At 67.0% G+C, this 12,639-nt stretch carries 9 protein-coding genes; 2 read left to right on the top strand and 7 right to left on the bottom strand.

Translation table 11 applies throughout. The features are described 5' to 3' along the window. Positions 1-40 precede the first annotated feature (40 nt). Both BGI51_RS21035 and BGI51_RS21030 read right to left on the bottom strand, forming a co-directional pair. Complete coding sequence (locus BGI51_RS21035) at positions 41-1,039, bottom strand: SGNH/GDSL hydrolase family protein (RefSeq protein WP_187979619.1); 999 nt, start codon at positions 1,037-1,039, stop codon at positions 41-43. A gap of 242 nt (positions 1,040-1,281) precedes the next feature. Further along, the gene (locus BGI51_RS21030; RefSeq protein ID WP_133861023.1) at positions 1,282-1,605 is read right to left on the bottom strand and encodes an ArsR/SmtB family transcription factor; all 324 of its coding nucleotides are present in this window, start codon (positions 1,603-1,605) and stop codon (positions 1,282-1,284) included. Between the two features lie 92 nt (positions 1,606-1,697). Here BGI51_RS21030 and BGI51_RS21025 point away from each other — a divergent pair, with 92 nt between their 5' ends. After that, positions 1,698-2,795, top strand: a complete 1,098-nt coding sequence (locus BGI51_RS21025; RefSeq protein WP_133861022.1) for an NADH:flavin oxidoreductase/NADH oxidase — start codon at positions 1,698-1,700, stop codon at positions 2,793-2,795. A 213-nt stretch (positions 2,796-3,008) separates the two neighbouring features. Here the strand turns inward: BGI51_RS21025 and guaD are convergent, their stop codons facing one another. From guaD to xdhA, 4 genes are read right to left on the bottom strand one after another with little or no spacing between them, the layout of a single operon-like run. Then, complete coding sequence (gene guaD / locus BGI51_RS21020) at positions 3,009-4,313, bottom strand: guanine deaminase (protein ID WP_437179417.1); 1,305 nt, start codon at positions 4,311-4,313, stop codon at positions 3,009-3,011. A 24-nt stretch (positions 4,314-4,337) separates the two neighbouring features. After that, positions 4,338-5,162 carry a xanthine dehydrogenase accessory protein XdhC gene (gene xdhC / locus BGI51_RS21015; protein ID WP_187979618.1) on the bottom strand — a complete coding sequence of 275 codons (825 nt, stop codon included), beginning with the start codon at positions 5,160-5,162 and terminating at the stop codon, positions 4,338-4,340. Then, on the bottom strand, positions 5,159-7,558 hold the full coding sequence (xdhB, locus tag BGI51_RS21010; RefSeq protein ID WP_187979617.1) for a xanthine dehydrogenase molybdopterin binding subunit: 2,400 nt from the start codon (positions 7,556-7,558) through the stop codon (positions 5,159-5,161). The genes xdhC and xdhB overlap by 4 nt, the downstream gene beginning before the upstream one ends. Then, the gene (gene xdhA / locus BGI51_RS21005) at positions 7,551-8,990 is read right to left on the bottom strand and encodes a xanthine dehydrogenase small subunit (protein ID WP_187979616.1); all 1,440 of its coding nucleotides are present in this window, start codon (positions 8,988-8,990) and stop codon (positions 7,551-7,553) included. Before xdhA ends, xdhB begins: the two co-directional genes overlap by 8 nt. A gap of 312 nt (positions 8,991-9,302) precedes the next feature. Between xdhA and BGI51_RS21000 the strand changes: the two genes are divergently transcribed. Beyond that, the gene (locus tag BGI51_RS21000; protein WP_252977151.1) at positions 9,303-11,873 is read left to right on the top strand and encodes a bifunctional diguanylate cyclase/phosphodiesterase; all 2,571 of its coding nucleotides are present in this window, start codon (positions 9,303-9,305) and stop codon (positions 11,871-11,873) included. Here the strand turns inward: BGI51_RS21000 and BGI51_RS20995 are convergent. Continuing rightward, entirely contained in the window at positions 11,870-12,502 is a 633-nt protein-coding gene (locus BGI51_RS20995) for a LysE family translocator (RefSeq protein ID WP_187979614.1), read from the bottom strand. The two genes, BGI51_RS21000 and BGI51_RS20995, sit on opposite strands and share 4 nt — an antisense overlap. Between the last annotated feature and the right edge of the window lie 137 nt (positions 12,503-12,639).

Here is a 12,639-nt window from a genome sequence, read left to right as displayed (position 1 = left end):
GGGGGAGCCGGCACCAGCCTGGGGCGTGGATCCGCTCAGGCTAGTGGAACGTCGGCTCGCTGGCCAACCGGGCGCTGGCCAGCAGCGGTCGGTCCGGCACGGCACTGTCTGGCCAGGTCTGGGCGATACGTTCCAGCACCACCTGGGCTAGCATGCTGTGGGTACGGCTGGCGAAATGACCCCGGGCGCCGAAGATATAGGCCTGGTCAGCGCCCGGTTCGACGTAGCTGTCCGGATCGCAGAATTCGCGACCGGGCAGGCAGGCATCGCCTTCGGCATGGGTGAATCCATAGTTGCCGTAGTGGGCGAAGACCTCTTCCATCACCCGGTATGCATCCACCAGCAGCAGGCGGTCTCCGGCCGGCAGGTTGGCCTGCAGGGTGTCGTTGTAGAGCTTCACCAGATCATGATTGCGCTGCGCCACCTGCTCGGTCCAGGGCTCGAGATAGGGCGCCTTGCCGTAGTCGGTGTTGTTGAGCACGACCAGCCGCTGGGCACCCAGGCTCAGCAGGTAGCGCAGCAGCTTGACCTCGTTCAGGGCCGTATGGCGGATCCGGGCCTCGACCTGCGTGCGTACCTCCGGAGTCAGCGGGGCATCAGCCATCAGCGCGGCCTTGAGCGTCTTGTCGTAGAAGGGGCCGATGATGTCATTGCCGCCGATCTGCACCAGCACCAGGTCCTGCTGGCGGAAGCGGCCATGCTGCATCTCGAAATTGCGGATCTGCTGGGAAAACGCCAGCGGCGCCTCGTTGTGGTCGAAGCCTGGCTCGGTGAAGCTGCCGGTTACGGCGCCGCCCTCGGCGTAGCAGAGGCCGTCGGGATCGCTCGGACCCTCGTGACCATAGCCTTCCACCTGACGATTGGGGCCCAGTTCGATACCGTAGGCGTCGGCAATTTCCTGGGGATAGGTGCGCCCCGGGTTGGTTGCGTAGATGTGGCCGAAGGTGCCGCAGTCCATCAGGCTGTCGCCAAAGGCGATGACCCTCTGGATGCCCCGCGCCTCGGCGATGGGCTCAGGGCTGGGTACGAGGGCGAGCAACGTGGCGACACCTGCGAGTGCGGTCGCCAATCCCCAGTGCTTGCCCATCGTCTACCTCCCGGCAGCGTCCAGCGTCGGTGCTGCTTTTATCTTTTGCAACCTTCATACCGGGAAGAGCGGAAAAGCAAGGTCGGAGTTCCCGGCGCCCGGACCAGGCGAAGCGGCAGCCGACGACCAGCACGGGATGGCAAGAGCGATGGGCAAGTCCGAGGTTTCGCAGCTAAGGCTGCACCACGAGCGAGCTAGTCCGGCTTGATCACGGGATCGGAAGACTGCGCCAGGATGGCTGCCATCAGCCCGGGGAAACGCTGATCCAGGTCGTCGCGCCGCAACTGGTTCATGTGCGTGGTACCAGCGTTGCGGGTGTGTACCAGGCCGGCGTCGCGCAGGACGCGGAAGTGGTGCGACATGCTGGATTTCGGACGGCCCCCGTCAAGTTCGCCACAGGTGGCCTCGGCGACCCGCGCCAGGTAGCGGACGATGTCCAGACGTACGGGATCGCTGAGCGCGTGGAACAGGCGCTCAAGGGAGAATTCGTCGGGACTGGGATGTTTGAAAGGGCGCATGCGCTAATCATACACCGGGGGTTGGCGATTATGTTATGTTCGATTAATATCGAAATAACGAAACAACATCCGCCTTATTGGAGACCGCTCAGATGTCCGCATTGTTCCAACCCTTTACCCTGAAGGACGTGACGTTGCGCAACCGCATCGCCATCCCGCCCATGTGCCAGTACAGCGCCGTCGATGGCGTGATCAATGACTGGCACCAGGTGCACTATGCCGGCCTGGCCCGCGGTGGTGCGGGCCTGGTGGTCGTCGAGGCCACGGCGGTCTCGCCGGAAGGCCGGATCACCCCCGGTTGCACCGGCATCTGGTCGGACGCGCACGCCCAGGCCTTCGTGCCGGTGGTCCAGGCGATCAAGGCCGCCGGTTCGGTACCGGGCATCCAGATCGCCCACGCCGGTCGCAAGGCCAGCGCCAACCGTCCCTGGGAAGGCGATGACCACATCGCCGCCGACGACGCCCGTGGCTGGGACACCATCGCCCCGTCCGCGGTGGCCTTTGGCGCCAATCTGCCCAAGGTGCCCAAGGCCATGACCCTGGACGACATCGCCCGGGTCCGCCAGGACTTCGTCGATGCCGCCAAGCGTGCCTATGAGGCCGGCTTCGAGTGGCTGGAGCTGCACTTCGCCCACGGCTACCTGGCGCAGAGCTTCTTCTCGGTGCATTCCAACCAGCGCGACGACCAGTACGGTGGCGACCTCGCCGGCCGCAGCCGCTTCCTGCTGGAAACCCTGGCCGCGGTGCGCCAGGTCTGGCCGGAGCACCTGCCGCTGACCGCGCGTTTCGGCGTGATCGAATACGACGGTCGCGACGAAGAGACCCTGGCCGAATCCATAGAGCTGGCCCAGGGCTTCAAGCGCGAAGGCCTCGACCTGCTGAGTGTCAGCATCGGCTTCTCCACCCCGACCGCCAACATCCCCTGGGGACCGGGTCTGCTGGCACCCGTCACCGAACAGGTACGCAAGGCGACCGGCCTCAAGGTGGCCTCGGCCTGGAACATCGACACCCCGGCGCTGGCCAACCAGGTGGTGGCCGATGGGCAACTGGATCTGGTGATGGTAGGTCGCGCTCACCTGGCCGATCCGCACTGGCCCTACTATGCGGCCAAGGCTCTGGGCGTCGACCAGCCGTCCTGGGTGCTGCCGGCGCCCTACGCCCACTGGCTGGAGCGCTATCGCACCAGTTGAGTCGGTCTAGGCTGAACATGAAAACCGCCCCTCGGGGCGGTTTTTTGTGCGTATGGGATGGGGGTGGGTTTTGTTGGGCTTCGCTGCGCTCAGCCCAACCTACGGTAATGGGTAGGTTGGGTTGTGGGGGCTTCATCGCCAAAGCCCAACAGTGCCGTTTTGCTCCACCCGTGGAAAACGCTGCGCGGTTTTCCACGCTACGGGGTGAGGGTATCAGGCGTCGCGACTGTGTACCCGGCGACCGGCGGCATGGGTTTCCCGTATCACCCGGTCGTCGCCCAGGGTGGTGAGGACGAAGAGGGTTTCCTCCAGGCTCTTGGACTGTTGCAGGCGGTAGTCGAGCAGCGGGGTGGCCTTGAGGTCGAGCACCACGAAGTCGGCGTCGTGGCCGGGGGCCAGGCTGCCGATGCGCTCGTCCAGGCGCAGGGCGCGGGCGCCGCCCAGCGTGGCCAGGTACAGCGACTTGAAGGGATGCAGGCGATGGCCACGCAGTTGCTGCACCTTGTAGGCTTCGCCGAGGGTCTGCAGCAGCGAGAAACTGGTGCCGGCGCCAACGTCGGTACCCAGGCCGACGTTGACCTTGAAGGCTTCCATCCGTTCGAGATCGAACAGTCCGCTACCGAGGAAGAGGTTGGAGGTGGGGCAGTGCGCCACCGCTGATCCGGTGTCGTGCAGGCGCTGGCACTCGGCGTCGCAGAGGTGGATGCCGTGGGCGAACACCGAGCGCGGACCGAGCAGCTGGAAGTGATCGTAGACGTCCAGGTAGTGGCTGCGCTCCGGGAACAGCGCCTTCACCCAGTCGATCTCCTTGAGATTCTCGGAGAGGTGGGTGTGCAGGTAGACGTCCGGGTATTCGGCCAGCAGGCGGCCGGCGGCTTCCAGTTGCTCCGGGGTGCTGGTGGGGGCGAAGCGCGGGGTGATGGCATAGTGCAGGCGGCCCTTGCCGTGCCAGCGCTGGATCAGCGCCTTGCTGTCGGCATAGGCGGATTCGGCGGTGTCCTGCAGATAGTCCGGGGCATTGCGATCCATCAGCACCTTGCCGGCGATCATGCGCAGGTCGAGGCGTTCGGCGACCTCGAAAAAGGCATCCACCGACTGCGGATGGACACTGCCGAACACCAGGGCGGTGGTGGTGCCGTTGCGCAGCAGTTCACCGACGAAGACCTCGGCCACCTCGGCGGCCTTGGCCGGATCGACGAAGGCGCCCTCGGTGGGAAAGGTGTAGGTGTCCAGCCAGTCCAGTAGTTGCTCGGCGTAGCTGGCGATCATGCCGGTCTGCGGATAGTGGATATGAGTGTCGATGAAGCCGGGGGTGATCAGGGCGTCGGGATGCTCGATGACCTGGGTGCCGGCGGGCAGGGTGGGCAGCAGCTCGGTGGCCGGGCCCATGGCCTGGATGCGGCCGTCCGCGACCAGCAGCAGGCCGTCGGCATGGTATTCGTAGGAGGCGTCCAGCCCCACCTCGGCCGGGTCGGCGAGGCTGTGGAGCAGGGCGGCGCGATGGGCGATGGCGGTCATAACGATCTCGGATGAAGGATGGAGCTACTTGGGGGTAGCGGTGACCAGGCGCAGGGGCAGATCCGCCTGCTCGGCCTGGCGACCGTAGTGGGCGATGACCTCGCCGGCCACGGCGATGGCGATCTCCAGCGGCAGCTTGCCCTGGACCTCAGGCAGGCCCAGCGGGCAGCGCACCGTGCCCAGGCGGTCGGCGCCGTGGCCGCGCGCCGCGAGACGGTGGCGGAACTTGGCCCACTTGGTCCGGGAGCCGATCAGACCGAAATAGCCATGGTCGCCGCGGGCGAGGATGGCGTCGGTCAACTCCAGGTCCAGGGGGTGATTATGGGTCATGACGATGTAGTAGGCACCCGCCGGCATCCGGGCGATCTCGTCGACCGGCTCGTCGGTCAGGCACTTTTCCACGCCGGCGGGCAGGACGGCGGGAAATTCCTGGGCGCGCGAATCCACCCAGCGCACCGCGCAAGGCAGTCCGGCCAGCAGCGGCACCAGGGCGCGGGCGACATGGCCGGCGCCAAAGACGATCACCGGGACGTCCTGTGCCAGCTGGGGTTCGAACAGCAGGGTAGTGACGCCCCCGCAGCACTGGCCGAGGCTGGCGGCCAGGGAGAAACGCTCCAGGCGCGGCTGGCGCGTACCGGCGGCGAGCATTTCCCGGGCGATCTCCACCGCGCGGTATTCCAGGTGGCCGCCGCCGATGGTCAGGTGCTGCGCTTCCCGGCCCACCAGCATCTTGGTGCCGGCCTCGCGGGGCGTGGAGCCCTGCTCGTCGGCCACGGTGATCAGCACGCAGGGCTCGCCCCGCGCTTCGAAATCGGCCAGCAAGGCCAGCCAGCCGCGTTTGCTGTTCATGCGGGCTCCTCCGTGGCGGAGACCGGGGCGGTCTGCAGCTCGGCGGCCAGGCGGCGCATGCGCTCCACGCCCCAGAGCACCCGTTCCGGGGTGGCCGGCGCGTCCAGCGCCGGATGGAAGCGGTAATCCGCCACGCTGGCCACGGCGTCCTGCAGGGCGCACCACACCGAGATGCCAAGCATGAAGGGCGGTTCGCCCACGGCCTTGGAGTGGAACACCGTGGCCTCGGGATTCTGCCGATTCTCCACCAGCCGCACCCGCAGGTCCGGAGGTACGTCACTCACCGCCGGGATCTTGTAGGTGGAGGGGCCGGCGGTGAGCAGCTTGCCGGCATCGTTCCACACCAGTTCTTCCATGGTCAGCCAACCCAGACCCTGGACGAAGCCGCCTTCGACCTGGCCGATGTCGATGGCCGGATTCAGGGAGGCGCCGACGTCATGGAGGATGTCGGTGCGCAGCAGGCGGTATTCGCCGGTGAGGGTGTCGATCAGCACCTCGGAGCAGGCGGCGCCGAAGGCGTAGTAGTAGAAGGGCCGCCCGCGGGCCTGGTCGCGGTCGTAGTGAATCTTCGGTGTGCGGTAGTAGCCGGTGCTGGACAGCGATACCTGGCCGACATAGGCCAGCTGGATCAGCTCTTCGAAGCTCAGCAGCCGGTCGCGCACCCTGACGTGGCCGTTGCGGAAGTCGACCTCTTCAGGCCCGACGTGGAAGTGGCGGCTGGCGAAGTCGATCAGGCGGTCCTTGATGGTCTGGGCGGCGTTCTGCGCGGCCTTGCCGTTGAGGTCGGTGCCGCTGGAGGCCGCGGTGGGCGAGGTGTTGGGCACCTTGTCGGTGTTGGTGGCGGTGATCTGGATGCGGGCTATGTCGACCTGGAAGACCTCGGCCACCACCTGGGCGACCTTGGTGTTGAGCCCCTGGCCCATCTCGGTGCCGCCATGGTTCAGGTGGATGCTGCCATCGGTGTAGACGTTGACCAAGGCGCCGCCCTGGTTGAGGAAGGAGGAGGTGAAGGAGATGCCGAATTTCACCGGAGTCAGCGCCAGGCCCTTCTTCAGTACCGGACTGTTCCGGTTGAAGTCGCGGATGACCTCGCGCCGCGCCTGGTAGTCACTGCTGGCCGCCAGGTCCGTGGTCATCTCGTCGAGCAGGTTGTCTTCCACCACCTGGTGATAGTGGGTGAGGTTGCGCGTCTCCTTGCCATAGTAGTTGCGCCGCCGTACCTCCAGCGGGTCGAGGCCGCGATGGCGGGCGATGGCGTCCATGACGTTCTCGATGGCCAGCATGCCCTGGGGGCCGCCGAAGCCGCGGTAGGCGGTGTTGGACGCCAGGTGGGTCTTGCAGCGGTGGCCGGTGATCTGGGCGTTGCCGAGGAAATAGGCATTGTCGGCATGGAACATGGCGCGATCGATGATGGCGTTGGACAGGTCGGGCGAATAGCCGCAGTTGCCCGCCAGTTCGAAGCGGATGCCCAGCAGTCGGCCATCGTCGTCGAAGCCGACGTCGTAGTCGACGTGGAAGGGATGGCGCTTGCCGGTCATGTGCATGTCTTCGAATCGCGGCAGGCGCATCTTCACCGGGCGCCCGGTGAGATGGGCGAACACCGCGCAGAGCGCCGCCGGCATGCCGGCCTGGCTTTCCTTGCCGCCGAAGCCGCCACCCATGCGTCTCATGTCGACGGTGACCCTGTTCATCGACACCCCCAGCACCTCGGCCACCTGCTTCTGCACCTCGGTGGGATTCTGGGTGGAGGAATAGACCAGCATGCCGCCGTCTTCGGTGGGCATCACCGAGGCTACCTGTGTTTCCAGGTAGAAGTGCTCCTGGCCGCCAATGGCCAGTTCGCCCTGCAGGCGATGGGGCGCGGCGGCCAGGGCGGCGGCCGCGTCACCGATTTGATGGCTGTGGCTGGGCGAGATGAAGTGTTCGCGGCGCAGCGCTTCCTTGACGTCAAGGATGGCCTCCAGCGGCTCGTATTCGACGAGGGCGGCCTGGGCGGCGCGGCGGGCGGCGTCGAGGCTGGTCGCGGCCACCGCCAGCACCGGCTGGCCCAGGTACAGCACCTCGCCATCGGCCAGCAGCGGATCGCCGGGCAAGACGGCGCCGATGTCGAGTTGGCCGGGTACGTCGGCGGCGGTGATGGCCAGGGCCACACCGGGGATCTGGTAGCAGGGCGCGAGATCGATGTGTTTGATCCGCGCATGGGCGTGCTCGCTCATCCGCGCATAGACGTGCAACTGGTTGGGAAACTCCAGGCGGTCGTCGATGTACAGGGCCTCGCCGCTGACATGCTTGTCGGCGCTCTCGTGCTTGAGCGGCTTGCCGACGCCGGTGGCCAGGCCGGCGGCGAAGGCCGCGGCCATTTCCTCGGGGGTACGGGCGGGCAGGGTGCTAGACATGGGCGGTGACCCTCGTGGCGAGCGCGGGCTGGGTGGTTTCCAGGTGACATTTGCGCAGCAGGTTCTGCGCCGTCAGCAGACGGTATTCGCGACTGGCGCGGAAATCCGACAGCGGGGCGAAATCCTCGGCCAGGGCCTGGACGGCGCGCTCGATGGACGCGGCGTTCCAGGGCTGGCCGAGCAGCGCCTGTTCGCAGCGCGCTGCCCGCCTGGGCGTGGCCGCCATGCCGCCATAGGCGATGCGCACGCTGGCGACGCGGCCCTGCTCCAGCTCCAGGGCGAAGGCGGCGCAGACCGCGGAGATGTCATCATCCAGTCGCTTGGACACCTTGAAGGCGCGGAACACCAGGCCATCGCGTGACCGCGGCACCCGTACCGCCTGGATGAATTCGCCCGGCTCCAGGGCGGTCTGGCGATAGTCGAGGAAGAAGTCGTCAAGGGCCAGTTCGCGCAGCCGTTCGCCCTGGCGCAGCAGCACGCTGGCGCCCAGCGCCAGGAGCAGGGGCGGACTGTCGCCGATGGGTGAGGCATTGCCGATATTGCCGCCCAGGGTCCCCTGGTTGCGGATCTGCAGGGAGGCGAAGCGCTGCAGCAGGGCGCCGAAGTCCGGGTAGTCGGCGGCCAGGGCGGCGGCGCAATCGGCCAGCGGGGTGGCGGCGCCGATCTCGATAACCTCGTCGCTCAGGGTAACGCCGCGCAATTCGGGCAGGTTGCCCAGGTAGATCAGGGTCTCCAGGCGGCGATGGTGCTGGGTGACCTCCAGGGCCAGGTCGGTGCCGCCGGCCAGCAGGCGCGCCTCGGGGTAGGTCAGGTAGAGACTGGCCAGTTCGCTCAGGCTGGTGGGGCTGTGGCAGCGTCGACCGTCTCCCTCCAGGCGCGTAGCGGGCGCCGGCGCCAGGGCCTGGAGACGCTCCAGGGTCTGCTGCTCGCGGGCATCGAACTGATCCGGCTGCCGGCCGGCACAGGCCTGTTCGGCCGCGGCCAGGATCGGCCGGTAGCCGGTGCAGCGACAGAGATTGCCGGCCAGGGCTTCGTGGGTCGCGGCGTCATCCGGCGTGGCCACGTTCTTCTGCAGGGCGAACAGCGACATGACAAAGCCCGGGGTGCAGTAGCCGCACTGGGAACCGTGGCAGTCGACCATGGCTTGCTGCACCTGATGCAGACGGCCCCGGTGCTTGAGGTCCTCCACACTGATCAGCTGCCGGCCGTCCAGCGCCGCGACAAAGGTCAGGCAACTGTTGACGGTGCGATAGCGCAACCGGTCGCCATCGGGCTCGGCCAGCACCACCGTGCAGGCGCCGCAGTCGCCCGAGGCGCAGCCTTCCTTGGTGCCGGTCTTGCCACAGCGCTCGCGCAGGTACTGCAGCACGGTGAGGTTGGGGTCGAGCTGCTCTTCGCTGCGCAGCTCCTGGTCCAGCAGAAACCTGATCACGGCCGCTCTCCACCTGGTCTCGAATGTCTCGATGGTGGGTAAAGCTGACCGGTAGGTCAACAATTGCCCGGTCGAGTGGAGCGCTGCTGTCGTTTTTGGGCAAGCGGCCTGGCCAAGGCCGCGCCGTCCTGGCGCGCCCAGTACCGTGTTGCACGCCAATGGTGCAAAACAAGCGCTCTAGGCTGCGTTTCTGCGGAATATTTATGCTGGCGCTTCAAGGCCGTCACAGCAGTGCCGATATAAAGGCAGACGATTACGGCCTGGCCGCCTGCCGTCAGCACCCTCGTACAACCGTTGCCACAGGTCGCTATCGTGCCTACCCAACTCAATCGCGTCGCCCGTCAGGCCTCCCTGGGTTTCTTCGCCCTAGTCACCCTCATCTTCACCCTGGCCGGGTGGATGCTGTTCGACCTGTGCGCGCGCATCGATGAGCAGCAACGCCATCACAGCGAGGCGGATGCCCAGCGGGCGCTGGAGACGCGGCTGGACAAGCTGGGCCGGGTGCTGACCGATTACTCCTTCTGGATTGAGGCCTATGCGCGGACCGGCAAGAAGGTCGACGTCAACTGGGCCTACGAAGAAGACAATGTCGGGCCATCCCTCTACAGCGGCTATGGCGTGAATGGCGCCTTCATCCTGGCGCCCTCTGGTGTCACGCGCTATGCCGTGGTTGGCGGCGGTCGCAGCAAGCTGCAACTGGATACCTGGCTGGGCGACGACCAGGCGCCGTTGCTGGCTCAGGCCCGGGAGCGCTCGCTCAAGGATGGCTATGCCCAGGGCTATTTCCTGATCGAGGGCAAGCCGGCCAGCGTGCTGGCCGCGGTCATCCGCCCGGATGCCACCTACCAGGACTTCAAGCGGCTGTCCTACATGGTCTTCGTCGACATCCTCACGCCGGACAAGCTTGCCCAGCTCGGCCAGACCTTCGAATTGCCCGGGCTGACCGCGGAGCCAGGGGAACTGCCCGCCGTGGCGGAGCGGCCGACCCTGGTGGTGAAGTCCGATCCGGGTATCGCCGTGACCTTGCACTGGCGGGTGCATGGCATGGGGCAAGGTCTGCTGGCGCAGTTCCTGCCGTTGCTGGCGGCGATGTGTGGTCTGGCGCTGCTGCTGGTCTGGTACCTGCGCCGCCGGATCGGCCTGGCGGCACGGCAGACGGATGTGGCCGAAGATGCCCTGAGGCACAGCGAGCAGCGCTTCCGCACCGTTTCCGAGGCCTCGTCCGACTGGATCTGGGAGAGCGACGCCGAGCAGCGGCTGGTCTATCTTTCGGAGCGCTTCGTGGCGGTGACCGGCTTCAGTCGCGAAGACTGGCTGGGCCGCCCGCTGCACGAACTGCTCGGCTATCCGCCGAGCCAGGTGGAAGAGGTGGCGAGGACGCCGCTGGCGGCCGGCCGGACCCGGCGCCCCCTGCGCTGCGAGATGCGCGACGCCCAGGCCAAGCTCAGGTACTGCCAGCTGACGGCGCAACCCATCATCAGCGGTGGCCTGCTGGCCGGCTTTCGCGGCACCGTGTGCGACGTGACCGAGGAGATCGAGGCCAAGGCGCGCATCGAACACATCAGCCAGCACGATGCCCTGACCGGACTGGCCAACCGTCATCAACTGCACCGCTACCTGGCGCAGCGCTTCGCCGAGGGCGTCAACGCCAGTCAGCCGCTGCATCTGCTGGCCCTCGACCTGGACCGCTTCAAGCCGGTCAACGACGCCCTCGGCCATGGCGCCGGCGACCAGGTGCTCTGTCAGGTCGCCCGGGAGTTGCGCGCCAGCGTGCGCGAAGGCGATCTGGTCACGCGCATCGGCGGCGATGAATTCGTCATCGCGGTGAATGGCTGCCTGAGCGCCGAGCAGGTGAGCGTGCTGTGCAATCGGATGCTGGAGGGCATCGGCCGGACCATGCGCATCGACGAGCACGACATCAACATCGGGGCGAGTATCGGCATCGCCCGGGCGCCCCAGGATGGCCATGGTGCCGAGGATCTGCTGCGCTATGCCGACATCGCCCTGTACGAAGCCAAGGCGGCGGGGCGTAACACCCTGAGGTTCTATGAGCCCACCATGAATCAGCGCATCCTCGAGCGGCGCCAGCTGGAGACCGAGTTGCGCCTGGGGTTGCAGCGACTGGAATTCGAGCTGGACTTCCAGCCGCGCTTCGCCGCCAATGGCCAGCGCTTGCTGGGCGCCGAGGCGCTGGTGCGCTGGAATCATCCCGCCCGCGGTCGACTGGCGCCCGCCGAATTCATCGGGGTGGCGGAGGAAACCGGGCTGATCCTGGGGCTGAGCGACTGGGTGCTGCAGGAAGCCTGCAGTCAGGCGCTGGAGTGGGCGCCGGAGTTGATCGTGTCCATCAACCTGTCACCGCTGGAGTTCCAGCGCGATGACCTGATCGCGCGGATCAGCAAGGTCCTCCTGCGCACCGGTATCGACCCGGCGCGGGTCGAGTTGGAGCTGACCGAGAACGTCCTGCTGGACGATGCCGCCGGTGCCCTGGAATTGATGAAGAAGCTCAAGGCCCTGGGCGTGCGGCTGTCCATGGACGACTTCGGCACCGGCTATTCCTCGTTGAGCTATCTGCGCACCTATCCCTTCGACTGCCTGAAGATCGATCGCAGCTTCGTCTCCAACATCGAGGTGAGCGAGAGCAATGCGGCCATCGTCGAGGCCATCGTCAGCATGGGGCGGGCCCTGTCGTTGACGGTGGTGGCCGAGGGCATCGAGACCGCCGGCCAGCTGGCGCGCATCGCCGACCTCAAATGCGACCAGGCGCAGGGCTTCCATCTGCAGCGACCGCTGTCCCCGGCGCGTTTTGCGGCCTTGCGGCAGGAGCAGTCTCAGCCGCGGGAAGCGTCGAGCGACGCCAGCCGGACCCTGGTCGCGCACTAGGCGCCTGGGGACCCCAGGGCCGCCCCCAGCAACAGCGTGGCGAACACCAGGAAGAGCGCGCCAGCCGCCCGCTGCAGCCGGGCGAGGGCGGTATCCGAGGTCAGGCGGGCACTCAGAACTGTCGCCGCCCCGGCGTAGCTGCAATGGATGATAAAGCTCATCAGGCCGAAGGTCGCCACCAGCAGCACCAGCTGCGGCAACACCGGGCGATCCACCTGGATGAAGGGCGGAAACAGCGCCAGAAAGAAGAGGATCAGCTTGGGGTTGGTGAGGGACACCAGCAAGCCCTGCAGGAGGTGTCTGCCACCGCTGACCGAAGGCCAAGTGGCGGCAGGCTGCCGGCCTTGGGCCGCGGGACTGCGCAGACGCCGCAGCCCCAGCCAACCCAGGTAGAGCGCGCCGACCAGCTGCAATCCCTGCAGGGTCCTTGGCGAGCTGCTCACCAGGGCGCCGAGCGCGGTGCTGGCCAGGATGGCCACCAGCAGTATGCCCAGCACCACCCCGAGGATGCCCGGCAGGGCGCCGCGCAGCCGCAGCTGCAGCGCATTGGTGATCGTGAGCAGTACGCCCGGGCCGGGGCTGGCGATGGTGAGGCCGCACAGCAGGAGGTAGAGGGCGAAGTGTTGCATTGACGTGTCTTAACCTGCTGGCATGGGACGACCGGAATGGCTGTCTACCTGGGGAGCTGACCGGTGCCGGCCATGGGTATCCAGTATGGCCGGCCGGCTTGCAGGGGTCGCGATGCAGAATCCCGGCTTTTGTACCG

The sequence above is a fragment of the Pseudomonas oryzihabitans genome (genome assembly GCF_014522265.1).
Lineage (GTDB): Bacteria > Pseudomonadota > Gammaproteobacteria > Pseudomonadales > Pseudomonadaceae > Chryseomonas > Chryseomonas aestiva.
This window is presented reverse-complemented; position numbering and strand designations above follow the sequence as displayed.